At 70.0% G+C, this 20,029-nt stretch carries 16 protein-coding genes; 3 read left to right on the top strand and 13 right to left on the bottom strand.

Features of this window, described 5'->3' with window-relative positions; translation table 11 throughout:
- Positions 1–39 precede the first annotated feature (39 nt).
- Both HNV26_RS08635 and acnA read left to right on the top strand, forming a co-directional pair.
- Complete coding sequence (locus HNV26_RS08635) at positions 40–1,302, top strand: phospholipase D-like domain-containing protein (protein WP_253816358.1); 1,263 nt, start codon at positions 40–42, stop codon at positions 1,300–1,302.
- A gap of 167 nt (positions 1,303–1,469) precedes the next feature.
- Positions 1,470–4,202 carry an aconitate hydratase AcnA gene (gene acnA / locus HNV26_RS08630; RefSeq protein WP_301338453.1) on the top strand — a complete coding sequence of 911 codons (2,733 nt, stop codon included), beginning with the start codon at positions 1,470–1,472 and terminating at the stop codon, positions 4,200–4,202.
- A 98-nt stretch (positions 4,203–4,300) separates the two neighbouring features.
- Here the strand turns inward: acnA and HNV26_RS08625 are convergent, their stop codons facing one another.
- The 10 genes from HNV26_RS08625 to HNV26_RS08580 form a co-directional block, all read right to left on the bottom strand.
- Positions 4,301–4,723 (bottom strand): HD domain-containing protein, encoded by a 423-nt coding sequence (locus tag HNV26_RS08625; protein WP_140788353.1) that lies wholly within the window; start codon positions 4,721–4,723, stop codon positions 4,301–4,303.
- A 58-nt stretch (positions 4,724–4,781) separates the two neighbouring features.
- Entirely contained in the window at positions 4,782–9,263 is a 4,482-nt protein-coding gene (locus tag HNV26_RS08620) for a pilus assembly protein (RefSeq protein WP_171441200.1), read from the bottom strand.
- A 32-nt stretch (positions 9,264–9,295) separates the two neighbouring features.
- Positions 9,296–9,793 (bottom strand): hypothetical protein, encoded by a 498-nt coding sequence (locus tag HNV26_RS08615; protein ID WP_011551483.1) that lies wholly within the window; start codon positions 9,791–9,793, stop codon positions 9,296–9,298.
- Positions 9,794–9,798: 5 nt separating this feature from the next.
- The gene (locus HNV26_RS08610) at positions 9,799–10,986 is read right to left on the bottom strand and encodes a PilW family protein (RefSeq protein WP_171441201.1); all 1,188 of its coding nucleotides are present in this window, start codon (positions 10,984–10,986) and stop codon (positions 9,799–9,801) included.
- Complete coding sequence (locus HNV26_RS08605; RefSeq protein WP_171441202.1) at positions 10,983–11,537, bottom strand: type IV pilus modification PilV family protein; 555 nt, start codon at positions 11,535–11,537, stop codon at positions 10,983–10,985. Before HNV26_RS08605 ends, HNV26_RS08610 begins: the two co-directional genes overlap by 4 nt.
- Complete coding sequence (locus HNV26_RS08600) at positions 11,534–12,241, bottom strand: prepilin-type N-terminal cleavage/methylation domain-containing protein (RefSeq protein ID WP_171441203.1); 708 nt, start codon at positions 12,239–12,241, stop codon at positions 11,534–11,536. Before HNV26_RS08600 ends, HNV26_RS08605 begins: the two co-directional genes overlap by 4 nt.
- Positions 12,238–12,645, bottom strand: a complete 408-nt coding sequence (locus tag HNV26_RS08595) for a pilus assembly protein N-terminal domain-containing protein (RefSeq protein ID WP_171441204.1) — start codon at positions 12,643–12,645, stop codon at positions 12,238–12,240. Before HNV26_RS08595 ends, HNV26_RS08600 begins: the two co-directional genes overlap by 4 nt.
- Positions 12,646–12,885: 240 nt before the next feature.
- Positions 12,886–13,263, bottom strand: coding sequence for a peptide chain release factor family protein (locus HNV26_RS08590; RefSeq protein WP_026113834.1), 378 nt, complete (start codon positions 13,261–13,263; stop codon positions 12,886–12,888).
- 240 nt (positions 13,264–13,503) lie between these two features.
- Positions 13,504–14,220, bottom strand: coding sequence for a hypothetical protein (locus HNV26_RS08585; protein ID WP_253816357.1), 717 nt, complete (start codon positions 14,218–14,220; stop codon positions 13,504–13,506).
- Between the two features lie 75 nt (positions 14,221–14,295).
- Entirely contained in the window at positions 14,296–15,195 is a 900-nt protein-coding gene (locus HNV26_RS08580) for a histone deacetylase family protein (protein WP_171441206.1), read from the bottom strand.
- A gap of 134 nt (positions 15,196–15,329) precedes the next feature.
- On the opposite strand from HNV26_RS08580, the gene HNV26_RS08575 reads away from it, so the two are divergent.
- A complete protein-coding gene (locus HNV26_RS08575) occupies positions 15,330–16,586 on the top strand; it encodes a vWA domain-containing protein (protein WP_171441207.1) in 1,257 nt (418 codons plus the stop codon).
- Positions 16,587–16,650: 64 nt separating this feature from the next.
- Here the strand turns inward: HNV26_RS08575 and HNV26_RS08570 are convergent, their stop codons facing one another.
- Genes HNV26_RS08570 through HNV26_RS08560 form a run of 3 tightly spaced genes read right to left on the bottom strand, consistent with a single transcriptional unit; the run spans position 16,651 to position 19,948 of the window.
- Positions 16,651–17,436 (bottom strand): alpha/beta fold hydrolase, encoded by a 786-nt coding sequence (locus HNV26_RS08570; protein ID WP_171441208.1) that lies wholly within the window; start codon positions 17,434–17,436, stop codon positions 16,651–16,653.
- A 38-nt stretch (positions 17,437–17,474) separates the two neighbouring features.
- Positions 17,475–19,130, bottom strand: coding sequence for a hypothetical protein (locus tag HNV26_RS08565; RefSeq protein WP_171441209.1), 1,656 nt, complete (start codon positions 19,128–19,130; stop codon positions 17,475–17,477).
- Positions 19,127–19,948: an ABC transporter ATP-binding protein gene (locus HNV26_RS08560; protein WP_020477755.1), complete on the bottom strand. Its 822-nt coding sequence runs from the start codon at positions 19,946–19,948 to the stop codon at positions 19,127–19,129. The genes HNV26_RS08565 and HNV26_RS08560 overlap by 4 nt, the downstream gene beginning before the upstream one ends.
- Between the last annotated feature and the right edge of the window lie 81 nt (positions 19,949–20,029).

The following is a 20,029-nucleotide window of genomic DNA, read 5'->3' as shown; positions in this document are numbered from 1 at the left end:
GTTGCCGGGTCGCGCGGGCATCCGCACCGTTGGGAGGCCATGCGTGACCCGGAGGCGTTGACCGAGCAGTCGGGGGAGGTGGACACGGGCGCGCCGCGGCGTGCGCCCACGCCCCCAGGGCCCGTGCCGGAGCATGGGCCGGTGTGGAGCCCCAACGTCTCCGGGCTGTCCCTGGCGCGCTACTACCTGCCGCGCCGCCACGGGGTGGTGCAGGGCAACGCATGCCAGCTGCTGCGCGACGGCGTGGAGGCCTACCCGGCCATGCTGGAGGCCATCCGCGGGGCGCGCCGTTATGTCCGCATGGAGACGTACATGTTCGTCTCCGACTCCGTCGGCGAGCTGTTCGGCGAGGCGCTGGCGGAGGCGGCCGGGCGCGGCGTGCACGTGAAGGTGCTGTACGACGCGGTGGGCTCCTGGACGAGCCGCCGGAGCTTCTTCGCCGGGCTGCGCGCGCGCGGTGTGGACATCCGCGCCTTCAAGCCCTTCAGCCTGTCACGCGGGCTGCGGCACCTGCTGCGGAGGGACCACCGCAAAATCCTGGTGGTGGACGGAGAGGTGGCCTTCACCGGTGGGGTGAACATCTCCGCCCACTGGGCGCCCGCGGAGATGGGCGCGGCGTGGCGGGATGACGTGCTGCGCATCGAAGGGCCGGCGGTCCATGAACTGGAGCGGTGTTTCTCCGCCACGTGGCGGATGATGTTCCAGGGCCGCTTCCACCGGCTGACCCGGCGGCTGGAGCGCCTGCGCAACCCGCCCCCCCCGCGCGGCGCGGTGGGGCTGGCGGTGTTGTCCAGTCGGCGAAGCATCCACCGGGCCTACCTGCACGCCATCCGCAGGGCCCGGCGCAGCGTGCTGGTGGCCGCCGCCTATTTCATTCCGGACCGGCGCATGGTGATGGCCCTGCGCGAGGCGGCCCGGCGCGGGGTGGAGGTCCATCTGCTGCTCAACGCTCGCAGTGACCACCCCATCCTGGAGTTCATGGCCCGGGCCTTCTACGAACGGCTGCTGAGCGCGGGCGTCCGCATCTTCGAGTGGCAGCGCGGCGTGCTGCACGCCAAGACGGCCGTGGTGGACGGGGTGTGGGGCACCATCGGTTCCTTCAACCTGGAGCGCCTCAGCCTGGCCTTCAATCACGAGGTGAACGCTGTCTTCGCCGACCCTCGCTTGGGACAGCAACTGGAAGACTCCTTCCGCGGCGACTGCGGGGACTGCCGCGAGGTGACGCTGGCGGAGTTCCGCCGCCGGCCCCTGTGGCAGAAGCTGCTGGAGCGGGCACTGTCTCTGCTTCGCAGAATCATTTGAGCCACCCCTGTTCGCCTCTCAGCGGGCCGCATGGTTCCGATGAGCGGGGCTGCACACCCGCGGCTGGAAGCGTCGGGCCCTCAATGCGCTCGCAGGAACCCTTTGCAACGCGTCAACGGGGGGCCTAGAAGTTGCCGCATCCCGCGCAAGGAAGGATGGCAACACACATGACCGACAGTTTCGGCACGAAGTCCCAGCTCAAGGTGGGCTCTGCCACCTATGACCTCTTCAGCCTGGGCAAGCTGGCGAAATCCCACCCGGCGGTGAACCGCCTGCCGTTCTCGCTGAAGGTCCTGCTGGAGAACCTGCTGCGCCACGAGGACGGTCGTGTGGTGAAGCGCGAGCACGTGGAGAAGATGCTGGCGTGGGACCCCAAGGCCACCCCGGACGTGGAAATCTCCTTCCACCCCGCCCGCGTGCTGCTCCAGGACTTCACGGGCGTGCCCGCGGTGGTGGACCTGGCGGCCATGCGTGAGGCGCTGGCCTCCATGGGCGGCAACCCGGACAAGATCAACCCGCGCAACCCGGCCGACCTGGTCATCGACCACTCGGTGCAGATTGACTCCTTCGCGACGTCCGCCGCGTTCAAGGAGAACGCCGAGCTGGAGTTCGAGCGCAACCGTGAGCGGTACGCGTTCCTCCGCTGGGGCCAGAGCGCGTTCAAGGGCTTTGGCGTGGTTCCGCCGGACATCGGCATCTGCCACCAGGTCAACCTGGAGTTCCTGGCGCACGTGACGTTCCGCCAGGGCAGCACTGTCTACCCGGACACGCTGGTGGGCACCGACAGCCACACCACGATGATCAACGGCCTGGGCGTGGTGGGCTGGGGCGTGGGCGGCATCGAGGCCGAGGCCGCGCTGCTGGGCCAGCCGATCACGATGCTGATTCCGCAGGTGGTGGGCTTCAAGCTCAACGGCAAGCTGCCCGCGGGCGCCACCGCCACGGACCTGGTGCTCACCGTCACGCAGATGCTTCGCAAGAAGGGCGTGGTGGGCAAGTTCGTGGAGTTCTACGGCAGCGGCCTGAAGAACCTGTCCCTGCCGGACCGCGCCACCATCGCGAACATGGCGCCCGAGTACGGCGCCACCATCGGCTTCTTCCCGGTGGACGAGGAGAGCCTCAACTACCTGCGCTTCACCGGCCGTCCGGACGACCTCGTGGCCCTCACCGAGGCCTACGCCAAGGAGCAGGGCCTGTGGCGGCGTGACGACGCCGAGGACCCCATCTTCAGCGACACGCTGGAGCTGGACCTGTCCACCGTGGTGCCCAGCCTCGCCGGCCCCAAGCGCCCGCAGGACCGCGTGCCCCTCAAGGACATGAAGTCCGGCTACGAGAAGTCGCTGGTGGAGATGCTGTCGGCCGGCAAGAGCAAGGGCGAGGACGAGGAGGGTGGCAAGGGCAAGGCCACCGCCGCCGCCGCGGTGCCCCCCGAGCGTCTGGCGCAGACCGTCACGGTGAAGAACGGCCGCCAGAGCTACCAGCTGGGCCACGGCGCGGTGGTGATTGCGTCGATTACGTCCTGCACCAACACCTCCAACCCGGCGGTGCTGGTGGGCGCGGGCATCCTGGCCAAGAAGGCCGTGGAGCGCGGCCTCAACCCGAAGCCGTGGGTGAAGACGTCCCTGGCCCCGGGCAGCCGCGTCGTCAGCGAGTACCTGCGCGACGCCGGCCTGCTGCCGTACCTGGAGGCCGTGGGCTTCCACATCGTGGGCTACGGCTGCACGACGTGCATCGGCAACTCCGGTCCGCTGACGGAGCCCGTGGCCAACGCCGTCACCGAGGGTGACCTCGTGGTGGCCGCGGTGCTGTCCGGCAACCGCAACTTCGAAGGCCGCATCAACCCGCACGTGCGCATGAACTACCTGGCCAGCCCGCCGCTGGTGGTGGCCTACGCGCTGGCTGGCGAAGTGGGCATGGACCTGGACAACGAGCCGCTGGGCACCGACCCCAACGGGCGTCCCGTGTTCCTCAAGGACATCTGGCCCACCAACGAGGAGATTCAGGAGGTCATCCGCACCTCCGTGAAGCCGGAGCAGTTCCGCAGCCAGTACGCCAACGCCATGGAGGGCGACGCGCTCTGGCAGCAGCTGCCGGTGGGCAAGGGCTCCACGTTCCAGTGGGACGACACGTCCACCTACGTGCGCAAGCCGCCCTTCTTCGACAACCTGCCGAAGGAGCCCAAGGCGACGCAGGACATCCATGGCGCGCACGTGATGGCGCTGCTGGGTGACTCCGTCACCACGGACCACATCTCCCCCGCGGGCAACATCGCCAAGACGAGCCCGGCGGCCAAGTACCTCATGGCCAACGGCGTGGAGCCCAAGGACTTCAACTCCTACGGCGCGCGCCGCGGCAACCACGAGGTGATGGTGCGCGGCACCTTCGCCAACATCCGCCTGAAGAACCTGCTGGTCCCGGGCGTGGAGGGCGGCGTCACCGTCCACATCCCCACGCGCGAGCGGATGAGCATCTACGACGCGTCCATGAAGTACCAGGCGGAGGGCACGCCGCTGGTGGTGCTGGCGGGCGCGGAGTACGGCACCGGCTCCAGCCGTGACTGGGCGGCCAAGGGCACCATGCTGCTGGGCGTGAAGGCCGTCATCGCCAAGAGCTTCGAGCGCATCCACCGCTCCAACCTGGTGGGCATGGGCGTGCTGCCGCTCCAGTTCGAGGCGGGCCAGGACGCGCAGTCGCTGGGCCTCACCGGCCACGAGAAGTTCGACATCACCGGCGTGGCGCAGGACCTGGCGCCGCAGAAGAAGCTCACCGTGAAGGCCACGGGTGAGGGTGGCACCAAGGAGTTCACGGTGGTGTGCCGCATCGACACGCCGAACGAGCTCGACTACTACCGCCACGGCGGCATCTTGCAGTACGTGCTCCGCCAGCTGGCCAAGGGCTAGCACGGAGACGAAGGAACCGGCGCCCTGCTTTCCTCGGCGGGCGCTGGTAGCACTGCGGCCCGGAGTCGCCCCCGTGGCGCTCCGGGCCGTCGTGTCTTCTAGGGCTCGCGCAGGCGGGCCCAGGCGGCGCGGTAGCGGGCCAGGCGCTCGGCGTCCTTGGGCGTCACCGCGGCCAGCCGCCGCACGTCCATGTTGTCCTCCAGGTCCGCCAGCTTCACGCGGCGGGCGAGCGCCAGCGGGCGCAGCCGTTCGATGAAGGCCTCGTACGTCTCGTCCTGGCGGCGGGTGAGCGCGTCCAGCGCGCCCAGGACGTTTTCCGGGTAGCCCAGCTCGCGCAGGCGCTCGAGCGTGTAGGGCGTGTCCTCCACCACGTCGTGGAGGATGGCCACGGTGCGCTCTTCGTCCGTGTCCAGCCGCATCATCACCCGCAGCGGGTGGAGGATGTACGTCTGGCCGGCCTTGTCTCGCTGGCCGTGATGCGCGGCCACCGCGAGCGCGATGGCGTCTTCGAGTGCGGGCATGCCCGTCTTCTAACGCCAGACGCCCTCCCCAGGCGAGCGGGGAGGGCGGGCCTTCACGTCACAGGCAGCTGGCCGCGTTCTCGTGGCGGCAGGTGTGCTGCTCCTGGGTGAGGGGCAGCTCGTACACGTTCTGGAGCACCTCGCTGTTCTCCGACACGTCCACCGAGGTGGCCTGGCGCTGTCCGGGCTCCTGCATGACGGCGCTGTATTTCACGCTGCCGGTGGGCGAAATCATCACCGCGGTGGCGGGCTCGGGCGGCGGTGACAGCACCGCGCGCTCCTGGTAGCGCGCGTTGTCGAAGGACGCGGCGCAGTTGGGCAGGCCGCTGAGGAAGTCCGCCTGGTAGAAGCGGGCCCGGGCGGCGGTGCTGCTGCACACCTCTCCGTCCTGCGACGGGTAGATGACGTTCCACAGCGTGCAGCTGGCCACCGTGGCCGCGCCGCCCGCCGTCTTGTGGGTGTGGTTGTCGGTGTACTCCAGCATCCATCCCTCGCCTTCGGGCGTGGCGCCCGTCGCGGAGCAGGCTCCGGACGCGTCGCAGGTGATGTTCGTCACGTCCACCAGGTCACCGCTGGTGTCGTTGTCGTTGGTGCGGTCGCTCAGGCGCTTCGCGTCGAACTGGCTCGCCGTCATGGGGCCCTCCGCGGAAACAGCGGTGGCATCCTCGGCGAACGTCTGCCCGGCCACGCCGTACACGCGCACGCCGTAGAAGCGATTCTTCCCAATGGCGTTGACGGTGCGGGTCAGCTCCAGGTCCGCGAAGTTGGGCGCCACGTTGCTCACGTCGAGGCAGCGGAAGTGGCCCTCGGCGTCCTTGCCGCACTCCACGCGCGCGGGGCTCATGGAGGTGTAGTCCTGGGGGGCCCCCGGGCAGGAGCGGGCCTCGTGCCGGGTGAACCGGGCCGACACCACCGTCTGGCCCGGTTCGCCACAGGCGGGCTGCGAGGCCGTCCCACGCGTCAGCGTGGACTGTGCCAGGCCCCGCTGCGTCCACTGGTGCCGCGACTGGGTGATGTTCTCGCCGATGCGGTCCACGCGGTAGTCCACCTCCACGTTGCCGCACCCGTAGCGCGCGCAGGCCTGCGGGTTGTCGAAGCGGCAGATGCCGGCCTGGTCATCCAGCAGCGCGTAGCGGTCACCCGTGCCGACGAGCGCGCGCATGGCGCCCGTGCCCGGCTGGATGCCAATGGAGGGCACGTAATAGAAGGGCCACGTGCGCGTGAGGCTGTCGCCCTGGCTGCCCGACGGACCCACGGCGTCCCGGTCCATCTGGAAGGCGCGCGCGGCGCTCCAGTTGCCGATGAGCCGGGTGCTCGGGTCCAGCGCGCCGGGCACGGACATGCGCGCCACCCACAGCTGGCCGCGCATGTCACCGAAGACGGCCGTGTCGAAGAAGCCGTCCTGCTGCACGTTGCCCGCCACGCCGTAGTCCACCAGCGCCACGGGTGCCGCCACGCTGTGCGTGAGGTGCCGCGCGGGCCCGTGCTGCTCGCCGGTGGCGTTCGGGTCGAATTCGAACTTCCACCACAGGTTGTCGGTGCGGCCATTCACCTCGGGGGACCACGCGTCCACCAGGTAGATGCCGCGGCCCTTCTCCTGGCCGGGGGACCAGCCGCCCGACAGGGCCACCATCCACCGCTCCTGGGTCTCCACGTTGTAGCGGGACACGGGACCCGCCGAGGTGCCCGCCTCCACCAGCACGGGGCCAATGGGCGGCGGCTTGGGGCTGAGGGAGAAGAGCGTCTTGCCGAAGAGGGCGGCCTCCGGGGAGTCCGGCTGCGGGTACATCCACTGCATCCGGGGCGCGCCGAAGCGGCCGGTGCTCGAGTCCGCGCGCAGCTCCAGCGCCAGGTAATGCACGCCGCCGCGTCCCTCCGAAATCACCGCCATCGTGTGGTACTCGGTGGACTGCTTGATGCCGTCCGGCTGCGAGCCGTCCGAGCCGTCCGCCCACACGTCGCGCACCATGATGTCGCCGTCCACGTAGTACTGGTGGCCGGCCGCCATCTCGTGCAGGCGCGACAGCAGGTCGGGCGGGATGAAGGCCCACTCCTCCTCGCCGTTGCTGGGCGAGTACTCAATCATGGGCAGGCCGCCCTCGCAGTTGTCGCTGCTCGCGGTGCTGTCGCGGAAGGCGTGCAGCATGCCGTCGTTGGCGCCCACCAGCACCAGCTTGTCGCGGCGGCGGTAGCGGTGCAGGTACGCGTCATACGCGTCCACCTCCACGGTGTTGCCGCAGCGGCTGATGCTCTCCGTGGCGAGCGGCGTGGGCGACACGCCCAGTTGCTGGCTGTAGAGCGTGCGCGTGCACTGGTTGCTCATGCCCAGGTTGCACAGGAACTTGTCCATGGGCGGGTCCACCAGCACCGGCGCGGAGTGGAAGATGTCGCCCAGCACGGAGCGGCGCACCTCGGTGCGGTTGCCGTTGCCGTCCTCGTCCGCCAGGTCCTGGCCGCGCACGTATTGGATGAGCGTGCGCACGCAGATGTCGTTCACCCAGGTCTGCGCCTGCTCCAGGCTGCCGAAGCCGGGCACCGCGACGCTCATGGCCGCGGCGGCCTGCTGGGGCGTCAGCCGGAGGCCCGTCATCAACGTGCCCGGGTCGATGTCCAGGGGGCTGAGCGACTGCACCTTCGGGCAGACGGGGGTGCCGAGGATGCCGAAGTAGCTCTTCAGCACCTCGCGGTTCTCCACGGTGAACTCGATGGGCGTCGCCGCGTTGTCCGCGGCGGTGAGGCGCCCGTCCTGGTTGCTGTCCGTCACCGTGTAGATCTTCCGGCTGTTCAGCGCCCGGGCCATCAGCGCGCGGCGCGCCTCCCAGAACTGGGTGGCCGGGGTGCTGCCTCCGTCCTTGATGAAGTTGCCGGATGTGTCCTCGACGACGATGTCCCCGTCCCGGTCCACGACGAAGATGTCGTCCATGTCGCCGTCGCCGTTCTTGTCGACACCTTCCACGAACTCGTTGAACTGGTTGAAGCGCCACAAGTCGCCGCGCCAGGCGCTGTCACCGGAGGCGGGCGACATGCGCGGCATCAGCGCGCTGAGCGTGGAGCTGCCCGTCTGGAACGAAGAGATGGCCGCGGCGGCGAACGCGATGTTCCGGTTCTGCACGTCGTCGACGATGGCCTGGAGCGCCGACTTCAGCTGGCTGGAGTTGGTGGCCGCGTAGAAGCGCCCGCCGCCCGCGTCCGCGGTGACGCGCAGCAGGTTGATGGCGCGCGTGTTCGTCAGCGCGAATCCCACGGTATAGGTGGCCACCGCCTGCGACCCGGCGAGCTCTGGCCGCAGGTCGTTTGTCCACATCCACTTGGCGATGCGGTGGATGTGGCTGTTGGAGTCGCCGCTTTTGGCGCCCTGGCCCGCCGCGGCGCAGTTGGAGCAGGGCACTTCCAGGTTGCGCACCTGGACAGGGACCTGGGCGGAGTCGCTGTCGGGCTCGTTGGGCTCTCCGTCCGTGAGCAGAATCATGGCGTTGAAGCCGCAGGTGAAGCAGATGGCGGCTTGTCCGGGCGCGGCCTCGTCGTTGAAGCCCGAGTCGCGCAGGTATTCACTGCCGAACCAGCCGGGGAACGGGTCGCTCCCGGCGGAGCGGAAGTAGGTGCTGGCGCCCCACATGGCCTGTGTCAGGGGCGTGCCCGTGTTGAAGCGCAGCCCGTTCCGCATCTTGCTGAGCAGGCTGTCGCGGTGCTCTTCACGCTTCGCGCCGCTGAGCGACTCCTCGCAGCGGGGACCGAAGCGCTCGAAGCGCACCACGTCCTGACCGCTCCACTTCACCGTGCCGGTGGCTTCGCTGCTCGCGGAGAACGTCACCACGCCGAAGCGCGTGCGCTCCGAGTCCTTGAGCACCTGGCTGATGACGTTGACGGCGGAGTGGCCGCGCGGCGAGTAGAAGTTGAGGAAGTTGCCCGACGCGACCCGCTTCTCGTCGGTGTACTGGAAGTACCCTTTCGTCGTCAGGCACTGCGCGCACGCGGCCCGCGCGGCGGGCCCGTTGCCGGTGTTGCTGGTGCCCACCAGATTGGCGCATGCCGCCGCCGCGTTGTCGCTGATGACGGTGTTGGGGGGGGGCTGGTCGAAGCGCACGGGATTTCTGTTCATCCCGAAGCTGGTATGCGAGCCGCTGCCTTCGCCGTCGAAGCGGTAGTAGTTGGCCGGCACGAACCAGGGCGAGTCCTGGTTGGTCAGCGACAGCCACATCCGCGGGTATGCGACGTTGGCGTCGTAGTTCAGCTCGTTGATATTGGCCTGACGGCAGCCGGGGAACTGTCCGCCGCTGTCCTTGTCGTAGCTGTGGTAGTCGCTGTTGCTCCAGGCGATGGGCCACCACGCCATGGAGCCCGACGTATCCAGGATGAGCAGGATGTTGGGCGGGCCGCTGGGGCTGGTGAAGAAGCGCTCGTCGCTGCCGCGCGCCGGGTTGAGCAGCGCGTCCAGGCGGGAGGTGGACTGCAGGCTGCAAGACGCCGGGTCCTGCGCGAGCGCGCCAGGGGCGGCCAGCAGCACGGACAGGGCCGTCAGTGTGGAGAAGAGTGCCTTCATGGGGGGCTCGGGGAAGGGCGGGGCGGAAGGGGTCAGATGCCGAAGCGGAAGACGAACTCGGTCTCGGCCTGGCGGCCTCCGGGCTCGTCACACATGACGACCACGCGGTAGTAGCTGCCGCCGGCCGTGCCTTCTCGGAGGGTGTTGGCCGCGTCGCTCACCTGGTCCTTGCCGCTGCTGAACGAGGACGAGGCGAGCACCGCCGCCGTGGGCGCCGACGCGGTGTCACCCAGGTGGGCGGTGCGCATGACGCTGCTGTCGGCGACGACCTGGTCGTCTTGCAACACCTGCTCCAGGCTGATGCTGGTGACGGGCACCGCGCCGGTGCCGAACACCTTCAGCCGCGACAGCAGGTAGCGCCGCGCCGTCTCCGCGCAGGCCTCCACGCGGTCGCTGCGCGTCTTGGCCACGGCGGCGGACTGGTTGCGGCCGGTGAAGGTGATGGCGCCCACCACGAGCAGCAGCAGCACCGTCAGGGCAATCAAGGTGATGGCCAGGGCGCTGCCCCGGCGTGAGGCGAAGTGGGTCATGATGGCTAGCCTCCCCAGACGTTCTTGATGTCACCGGCGACGCCGTCGGCGCGCAGCTCGGGGATGAAGAAGGCGCGGGACGTCATGTTGGGAATGCGGACGGACGTCTCCACGGTGGTGCGGAAGAACATGTCCTCGGGATTCACGGGGTCCGCGTTGAAGAGCCTGCGGCCCTGGTTCTTCGTGCCGGAGGGCAGCGGGCGCGCCGAGCGCACCGTGAGGCCCACGCCCACCGAGCGGATGTTGGCCGGGTTCATGTTGTAGCGGAGGGGCGCGTCGTACGGCGTGCTGTACGTGGGCGCGGGAACGTGGTCGTCGTACTTGGGCAGCACGACGGAGTCCTCGTCACCCAGCACCCAGGCCATGCCGCTGCCCACGGCGCCGTCGGGCGCGGGCAGGCCGGCGCAGCACGCGGAGTTCGCGGGCGGCCGGTTCATCTGGTAGCTGACCTGGAAGGACTCCACGTCCACGGCGATGGGGTCGAAGTCGGCGTTGGCCGCCCAGCCGTGCCTCATCACCAGGTACGGGCGCCCACCGAACGCCTCCACGCGCAGCCGCTTCTCATGCACCAGCATGACGAAGGGCCTGCGGCCGGTGTCCGCCATGCAGGACCTGGGCACATCGCCCGGGAGGCCCGCGGCGAGCGCGGTGTCCAGCGTGGCGCTGGTGCCATCCGCGGCAACGTCCGCCGAAAGCCGCCCGAGGAAGTAGTCCTGACCGCCTGGACAGGCGATGAGCATGGCCTGCCCCTGGCGCAGCGGCTGGCCGAAGGTCGTGGCGGGTTCCAGCGTCAACTGGAAGGGCGGCGCCCCGGTGCCGTCGAGCTCGCCGCGGCGCAGGAACATGGGGTCGCGGTAGCGGAAGGCCAGGTCGTCGGTGACGAAGTGGCCCCAGTCCTCCACTTCCTCCGTGTAGTTGTCCTTTCGGTCCCCCGGCAGGCCCACCGTGTCGAAGTTGAAGGCGATGGCGGGGTCCAGCCCGTAGCCCGCGTAGCGCAGCGTGCGGTTGAGGAAGTCGGTGCCGACGCGGCTGCCTTCGACGGCCGTCTTGGAGACGGTGTTGTTCTGGAAGATGTTGTTGACGGCGATGATGGTCCCCGCCACCGCCAGCAGCACCACCGAGGAGACGGTGATGCCGACCAGCAACTCGATGAGCGTGAAGCCGCGGCGCGCGTGTGTCCTGGGGGTGTTCACAGCTCCACCCCCGCGCCGTTCTCCGCCGGGTTGTAGAGCGCGACGAACTGCTTGACGTAGCGGCGCTGGCCGGCGCTGCGGAAGGACACCACCACCGCGACCGAGTCGATGGCCTGCGCCGGCGTCCAGACGAGGACGCGGCGGTAGTGCTCGCTCTCCTCCGGCGAGTAGCCGGGAACCACGCGGAGCAGCGGGTCTCCGGCCGCGGTCTCGAAGGCGTCCAGGTCCACGACGCAGGTGTCGGGCAGGGTGGCGAGGCCGCCGGCCAGCTCGAGCGTCTCCGCGGCGCCAGCACAGCGCGCGGCAGACAGCGGCCCGGTGTCCGCGAAGAGGCGGGCGCGCCCCTGGAGCTGGATGCCGGAGCGCACCTGCGAGGCGATGGCGCTGGCCTGTGACAGGCGGTTGGCGGCGGCGTTCTGCTGGCTGGCGAAGATGAGCCCGCCGAAGACGCCGCTGATGCCCATGGCGAGGATGGCGGCGGCCGCCATGCCTTCAATGAGCGTGGCGCCGCGCATGTGGGCGCGGCGGGATGCGGGATTCAGTCGCTTCATCGGTTGACCCTCATGTCGACGAAGCCAACGGGCGCGGACACGGCGAAGAGGTATTCGCGCTGCCCGTCGGTGGAGAGAAGCGCCAGCGACGCGGCCCGATTCACGGCGCCGTTGCCGGCGGGGAGGACGGGCTGGCCCGCGCCGTCCACGAAGCGCGCGGAGCCGTCACTGCGGAAGACGATGGCGCCCCGCCGCGGCGCGCCGCTGCAGAAGCTGCAGTCCGTGGCGGCCAGTCCCTCGAAGATGCCGGTCCACGCCAGCTTGCCGCTGGCGCCGAAGCGCACGGTGCGCTGCGAGTAGCGGTCCAGGTACATGGAGTCCATCAACCGGCCCTGGTCCGCGGAAGGCTGGATGTTCAGCGGGGGCGAGAAGGTGCCGAAGCTCAACTGCCCGCCGGGGCCCGCAACGTCTCCGAAGTCGCGCAGGCGGTCCTCCAGCAGGAACCAGGCGCCATGGCCCGCGCCAGCCTGACCCTCCGGATTGATGTCCGGGTAGATGATGAGCCACACGTCGGCCTGACGGTCCACGGCGCGGGCGCGGGCCTCGGCGAGCGCGCCGGACAGGTCGGAGGCCGCGTTCTGCGGACCTGCCCTCGCGCTGAGCCGCGCGTAGCCCGCGTAGGCCAGCGCGGCCAGCACCGCGATGATGGCGAGGACGATGCTGACCTCCAGCAGCGTCATTCCGCGTGCGTCGCGCCGGCTCATTTGGCGACCTCCACGCGCACGCTCAAAGGCTGCCTGCTGCCCTGGCGCCACACGAGCACCTCGGACACGCCCAGGCTCAGCCCCTGGACCATGATTTGATTCGGCTCACCGAGCGACGCCTCGACCACCGCGGAGGCCTGGACCCTCACGCGCTCGGCGTTCTTCACGATGAACTGCGTCTGATGAAGGGGCTCCACCCGCACCACCAGGCCGGAGGGCTGCGCGTTCCTCGCCTCGACGGCGTAGTCCGGCTCGGGCGCGGCGGCGGAAGGGGCGGTGGCGGCGTCCTGGGCCCACGCGGCGGAGGCGGCCAGCGTCAGCGTCAGGGGCGCCCACAGCTTCCAGCGAGGCGCGCGGGAACGGTTCTGCTGGGGAGGCGTCGGAAAAACTGTGAGCAAGGGCATGGGGGGATGTCCTGCGGGCACAATGACCCCTGGGGGCTGGGGCAATGGAGACACGCGGGTGTCTTTGCACACCTCGTGCCTCCCCGTCTGGTGAGCCAAGTCCCCGACACTCCATGGCAAATTCCCAGGAGGAGGTCCCTGCGAGCAGCAGATGACCTCGCAACGTCTGCGAGCCCGCAAACTTTAGGCGCACTCTGACTGTCCAGTGACAGGGGCACTGGAGTCCGAATGGACCCTGGGTTACCAGCCAGACTTGCTGTTTCTCAGCGCCTTCTTTTCGGAGGTGCGCTTCTTGCCTTCCAGGCGCCGCCGCTTGGAGCCGGCGGTGGGCTTGGTGGCCCGCCGCACCTTGGGCACGAAGGTGAGGACCTTGAGTCCCTCGCGCAGGCGCTCCAGCGCCACGCCTTTGTTCTGCACCTGGCTGCGGCGCTCGGTGGCGCTGACGGACAGCTCGGTGGGGGCGTGTGTGAGGCGCACGCCGCTGGCGGTGGTGTTGCGGTGCTGGCCCCCGGGGCCCGAGGCGATGAAATAGTCCACCTCACACGCCTTCAGGAGGGACTCGTCGTCCAGCTTGAGGGCGTCCAGCGCGGCCTGCCGGCGGGTGGGTGAAATGCTCATGGCTGTCTTCAAGGTATCCCTCCCTGGCCCCTTCGTGCACCGCTGTCGTGCGTGCAGGCCCCGGCGCTGGACGGGGCCCCGTCGTCCGCCTGACGGGGGATTTCAGGTTCACAGGAGTGGGCTCTCGATTTGATTCGGGCATGAGGCGGCTCCGGGACGAAGCTCCCCTGATGCCAGTGGGGGTGCCCCGGGGCCGAGGGCCGCGCTGGAGGGCCGCGGCGTGCGCCTCGCGTGGCGGTGCTAGCGCACGTTGATGGTGGTGCCCGTGCTGGCCTGCCGTCCGTCCTCGCTGGTGGCGGTGATGGAGGCGGCGACGGGCACGCGGGTCATGCCGCGGTCGGTGTTGATGGAGGGCTCCACGAAGGTCTGGTCCGCGGGGATGGTGACCGTGGGCATGCTGATGCGGCGGGTGGGCGACTCCAGGGCGACGGTGACGGGGCCGGTGAAGCCCTCCGCCCGCGTCACGGTGATGCGCACCTTCTCGTTCTGACCGGCGAACAGGTCCAACTGGCGCGGCTCGATGGTGACGGAGAAGTCCGGCTGGGCCACGGGCGGCGGAAGGATGACGAGGAAGATGTTGGCGCTGGCCGCGAACGTCTCCGTGGCGTTGGTGGCCATCAGCAGGGTGCGCATCATGCCGCGGGCCTGCGTGTCCTGCGCCACCGAGTAGGTGGCCGTCGCGGTGACGCTGGGCTCGCCTTCGGGCAGGACGATTTCCGGCGTGAGCGTCACGCCCTCGGGCGCATTCTGGAGGTTGATGCGGAACGCGCTCTGGTCGTCGCCCTCGCGCCGCACGGTGATGTCCACCGGAAGGCTCTCACCGGGAATGGCGGTGAGGGTGTCGGGGAGGTCGAAGGCGATGCGGAAGAAGGGCCCGTCGCTGCCGCAGGACAATGTGAGCGCGCTGCTGACGAGGAACAGGCCCCCGATGAGGGAGCGGCGGAGGGATGGGGTCATGTTCTTGAATCTCCTGGTGCGTGCCAGCATCCGTCCACCGTGGCACCCGGGCAAGCCGCTCCAGAGCAGGCGGGCTCAGCGGAACAGCGCACGGGCCACTTCATAGGTGCCCACGTGCGCATCAATCGTGGCGGACAGGGGCTTCGCGTAGCCGCCGCCCAGGGTGAGCACCGCGGGGAGGCCTCGCTGGCGTGCCGCCTCCAGCACCAGCCTGTCGCGCGCTCTCAGTCCGGCGTGAGTGAGGGACAGCCGTCCCAGCGCGTCTTCCGTGAGCGGGTCCACGCCCGCCTGGAAGAAGAGGATGCAGGCGCCCGCGCTGTCGAGCACCTCGGGCAGGTGCAGGGCGAGCGCGTCCAGGTATGCCGCGTCTCCCGTTCCGTCCGGCAGGCCCACGTCGAGGTGGGAGGGCTGCTTGCGGAAGGGGAAGTTGTTCTCTCCGTGCATGGAGAAGGTGAAGACGGAGTCGTCGCCGGTGAAGACGGCGGCGGTGCCGTTGCCCTGGTGGACGTCCAGGTCCACCACCACGGCCCGGCGGATGTCGCGCGAGGCCTGGAGCGCGCGGATGGCCACCGCGATGTCATTGAAGACGCAGAAGCCCTCGCCGTGGTCCGGAAAGCCGTGGTGCGTGCCGCCGGAGAGGTTGCCGCCGATGCCGTCCTGGAGCGCCGCGCGGGCGGCGTCGAGGGTGCCCGCCACCGCGGCGGAGAAGCGCCGCACCAGCGCGGGGGACCAGGGGAAGCCGAGGCGCCGTTGCTCGGCGTCGGTGAGGGTGCCCTGGGACAGCGCGTCGAGGTAGCGGGGCGTGTGGACGCGCGCGAGGTCCTGGCGTGGGCAGGGCGTGGATTCGGTGAGGGATTCCGGGGAGAGCACGCCCCGCTCCAGGAGCGCCTCGCGCAGCAGCCGGTACTTCTCCATGGGGAAGCGGTGGCCGGGAGGCAACGGGACTTCGTAGCTGTCCGAATGGAAGACGCGCACGGGGAGGGAGCCCTAACGCCAGGGCCGGGCGGGTGCAACCGGCGGCGCGCGTGAGAAATCGACCGGGGGCGTAGACCCGGGGGCGAAGTCATTCGTTTCGAACCTCGCCGTCGTCCTTCCCCTTGGAGAACGCCATGGACCGCAAGTCCCTGTCGCGCGCCGCGCTGTCGGCCGCGCTCGTCACCGCTCTGTCCGCTGCCCTGTCCCTGGCCGAGGAGAGCCCGACTCTCAAGCCCGTGGAGAAGCCCGCGCCCGCCAGGACGGCGACGCCGGCCGCTCAGGCGAAGCCCGCTCCGAACCAGCAGCCCGCGCAGCCGGCGGCGTCCCAGCAGCAGGTGCCCGCCGCCCGGCCGGAGATTGAAGTGGTGTTCGTGCTGGATACGACGGGCTCGATGAGCGGGCTGCTGGAGGGGGCGAAGCGGAAGATCTACTCCATCGCCTCGCGCATCGCGCAGGGCCGTCCGACGCCGCACCTGAAGGTGGGGCTGGTGGCGTACCGCGACGTGGGCGACGACTACGTCACGAAGCGCTTCGACCTGAGCGACGACCTGGACACGGTGTTCGCCAACCTGCGCAAGTTCGAGGCGGGGGGCGGCGGGGATACGCCCGAGCACGTGGGGCGCGGGCTGGGCGAGGCCGTGTCCAAGCTGTCCTGGAGCAAGAACCGGGAGGTGATGAAGGCCATCTTCCTGGTGGGGGACGCGCCCCCGGCGCAGCGCAACGACGACTGGGATTTCAAGCACTGGGCGAAGAAGGCCCGGGAGAAGCACATCGTCGTGAACACCGTGCGGTGCGGCGGGGACGCCGAGACGGAGGTGTCGTGGCGGTTCGTGGCGAAGCTGACGGACGGCACCTTCGACACCATTGACCAGGGCGGTGGCATGGTCGCCGTCGCCACGCCGTATGACGCGGAGCTGGCGAAGGTGAACGCGGAGCTGGCCACCAAGACGCTCTACACGGGCCGCAGGGAGGTCCAGGCGGAGAACATGGCGCGCGCCGCTTCCATGGGGGCGCTGGCGCCGGAGGCCGCGGCCGAGCGCATCAGCTACATGAAGAAGACGCGCGGCGGTGGGGCCGCGGGAGCCCCCGCGAGCAGCGCGCCCAAGGCGGTGGGCGGCGCGGTGGACCTGGTGGAGGCGCCGTCCGCGCTGGATGGCGTGAAAGCGGACGAGCTCCCCGCCGAACTCAAGGGCATGTCCAAGGAGGCGCAGGTCGCGAAGGTGAAGGCGCTCTCCGAGGAGAAGAAGGCGCTGGAGAAGAAGGCGGAGACGCTGGCCGCGGAGCGTGAGGCGTGGCTGACGAAGAACGCGCCCGAGAAGGAGGACGCCTTCGACGCCAACGTGATGAAGGGCGTGAAGGCGCAGGCCGCCCGCTACAACATCGCCTACTGAGCGTCAGCGAAGCGGGGGACAGGAAGCCGCGGGCGCGCTGGGAGGCGTCCGCGGCTTTCGCGTGTCAGGCGTGGGCGCGCAGGAACTCCAGCAGCGCCGGATTGACGGCTTCCGGGTGCGTCATGTTCGCCGCGTGCGCGGCGCCGGGAACCGGGACGAAGCGCACGCTGCCGGGCAGCGTCTGGTGCAGGTGCTCGCCGTGGGCTGGAGGCATGCCGAGGTCCTCCAGCCCGTGGAAGACGATGGCGGGGCAGCGAATCTCCGTCAGCCGCCCGGAGATGTCGTCCCGGTCGATGAGCGAGCGGATGGCGTTGGCGAAGTGTCCGCCGGGGATTTGCCGCCAGCGCGGCAGCCAGGCGTCGAAGTAGCGCGTGTCCCCGATGATGGCCTGCGCCAGCCCCTGCACCAGCGGGTCGATGGGGCCCTGCGTCTCCCAGATGTCGGCGGACTGCTGATAGGCGGCGCAGGTGGGCGCGTCGTCGTTGGTGCCCCGGGTGCTCATCAGCACCAGCGCCCGGACGCGCTCGGGGTGCTTCAGCGCCACGCGCAGCGCGCTGTAGCCTCCCTGGGACATGCCGCCCACGACGGCCCGCTCGACGCCCAGGTGGTCCAGCAGCGCCACGCAGTCCGCGGCCGAGTCCCACGGCGTGAAGGGCTTGCCGTCCCAGCGTGTCTGCCCGAAGCCGCGGGCATCCCAGCGGATGACGCGGAACTCGGGGGCCAGCGCCGCCACCTGCGCGTCGAACATCCGGTGGTCCATGAGGAAACCATGGCCCAGGATGAGGGGCCGGCCGTTCCCGCCGGAGTCCTCGAAGTAGATTCCCTGTCCATTCAGCTCGGCGATGGGCATGGCCCCTCCGTCTATCACCCCCGGGAAGGCCGCGCGCGCTACTCCCGCGTCACCGCCTGGAGCACCACTTCCCGCCGCCGCTCCAGCAGCCGCAGCGCCAGGGGAAGCACCCCGCGATACAGCGCCACGTTCAACGCGGCGGCCAGGAGAATCATCGCCGCGGTGTGCCACGTGGGCCCCTCCTTGCCCGCCAGCTTGAGCGCCCAGCCAAAGGGCATGCAGCCCGCGCTGGCCGCGAGGATGCCCAGCATGGAGGCCGTCAGCGGAACCTTGTCCCGCCGCTTGAGGCTCGCGTGGAACTTCACCGGGAAGTACAGCGACAGGAAGTTGCCCGCGGCCAGCAGCATGGGCACCACGGCTCCCACGGCCGCCATGGCGCACAGCATGTCCAGCCCGGTGCCGAAGCCGAAGTACACCCGGTAGAAGAGCGCCACCATCGCCGCCATCCCGAGCGCCGCCGCGCCCTGCACTTGATTCTTCGCGCGCAGCACGTCCGCCAGGTCCAGGGGCGCCGCCAGGAAGGCCGCGAAGCCCTGCCCGTCGTACGCGAAGGTGTTCTGGGAGAACGTGGACGCAATCACCACCGCGCCGTAGATGCACAGGCCCCCCATCAGCCACGCATCCGCCGAGCCGCCCAGGAGGAACACGAACAAGTCCCTTCCGGACAGCAGCTTCAGCAGGATGGCCAGGATGAAGGGCACTGACGCCAGCAGCCGCGCGCGTGGGTTGCGCCACAGGTCCAGGGCCTCGCGCGTCACCAGCGTGGTGTAGCGCGTCCGCGTGGTGGCGAACGGGTTGCTGTCCCCCGAGTCCTTGCGCGAGCCCCCCGCGCGGCCCGCCTGCCGGTGGAAGCGCATCAGCAGCGCGTAGGCCACCGCCATGCCCACGCCCGCGAAGAAGAGCAGCGCCGCCGCCTCGAGCATGGCCACCCGGGGCCGGTGCCAGGCGAGCTGCGCCAGCGCGTCTCCGAAGAGCCCCGGGGGCACGCGGCCCAGCGCCACCGCCGCGTTGATGATGAGGGACATGTCCAGCGCGTCCACGCCCGCCTCGCCCACCGCCGTCAGCCACGAGGTGTCGATGGGCGGAATGAACGACGCGCCCAGGAGGAAGAGCGCCAGTCCTCCGCCCATGATTTCCGCGCTGTGCTTCTCCCTCAGCACGTTGATGACGGCGTACAGCGCCACCCGGCTCCAGGCTGCGCACAGGAGCGCGAAGAGGACGTAGAGGACCACCGCGAGCCACGGCATGTACAGCTCGTAGACGGACGCGAAGCCCAGCGCGGCCCCGGTGAGCGGCGCGTAGAAGACGAGCGCGCGCGGCTCGAAGAGGCTGGCCACCGTCGACGCGATGAGCAGCCGGAAGGGGGAGATGGGGAAGGCGGCGTAGCGGCTCAGCTCGGAGTGGTCATCCACGCCCGCGGACAGCAGCGGCCACGTCACCCACACCGAGAAGGTGACGAAGCACAGCAGGTTGAGGATGAAGTAGGGCCACACGTCGCTCTCCGCGATGGGCCGCAGCCGCATCAGCGCGAAGAACGTCAGGCCAAGGAAGAGGCCCGGCGCGCTCGACGCGGCGAAGGCGGCCACGGCGAGCAGCCGGCTGCGTCCGGGGCCCTGATTCAACCCGATGTCGAAGCGCAGCCCCCACAGCAGCCACAGGTGCCGGAAGAAGCCGGGCACGGCGGGGCGGCTCATGCGGTCTCCTGGCGCAGCGGCGTCACGGACGCGGGCGCCTCGCCGTAGAAGGACAGGCGCGCGTTGCGCGAGGCCGGCACGGAGATGAGCTTCTCGAACACCGCCTCCAGCGACGGGCACTCGTAACGCGACAGCAGCGAGCCCACCGGACCCTGGTCCAGCATCCGGCCGCCGCGGATGATGCCCGCGTGCGTGGCCAGCCGCTCGGCGATCTCCAGCACGTGCGTGGTGAGCAGCAGCGTCACGCCTCGGCGGCTCAGCTCACGCAGGAGCTCGCGGATGACGCCGGCGGCCAGCACGTCGATGCCCTCGAAGGGCTCGTCCAGCAGCACCAGCTCCGGCGCGTGGATCAGCGCCGCGGCGATGGCGAGCCTCCGGCGCATGCCCTTGGAGTACTCCGCCACCAACGCGCCCGCCTTGTAGGTGAGCTCCGTCAGCTCCAGCAGCTCGGTGGCGCGCGCGGCGGCCTCGTCGCCGTCCAGCCCGTACATGCGCGCGCAGAAGGTGAGGTACTGCCGGCCGGTGAGCCGCTCGAAGAGGCTCAGCTCCTCCGGCACCACGCCGACGCGGCGCTTCACTTCCATGGGCCTGGCCACCGCGTCCACCCCGAGCATGCGGATGGAGCCCGCGTCCGGACCGTACACCCCTGTCAGCAAGGCGATGCTGGTGGACTTCCCGGCCCCGTTGGGGCCCAGGTACGCGTAGAAGGCGCCGCGGGGAATCTGCAGGTCCAGGCCGTTGAGCGCGCTGAAGCCGCCAAAGCGCTTCTGCAGTCCGCGTGCGTCGACCGCCAGGTCATCAGTGGGAGAGGGCATCATGGAATGTCCTCCATCTCACCCGAGCCCGGCACCGGGGGACAATCCCCACCCGTCAACAGGGGGATGCCCGCCGGCTCCTAC

Origin of the sequence: Myxococcus xanthus, from assembly GCF_013116825.1 — a bacterium.
In the GTDB taxonomy this organism is placed as follows: domain Bacteria; phylum Myxococcota; class Myxococcia; order Myxococcales; family Myxococcaceae; genus Myxococcus; species Myxococcus xanthus_B.
The sequence above is the reverse complement of the archived record's forward strand: the minus strand, read 5'-3'. Positions and strand labels throughout refer to the sequence as shown.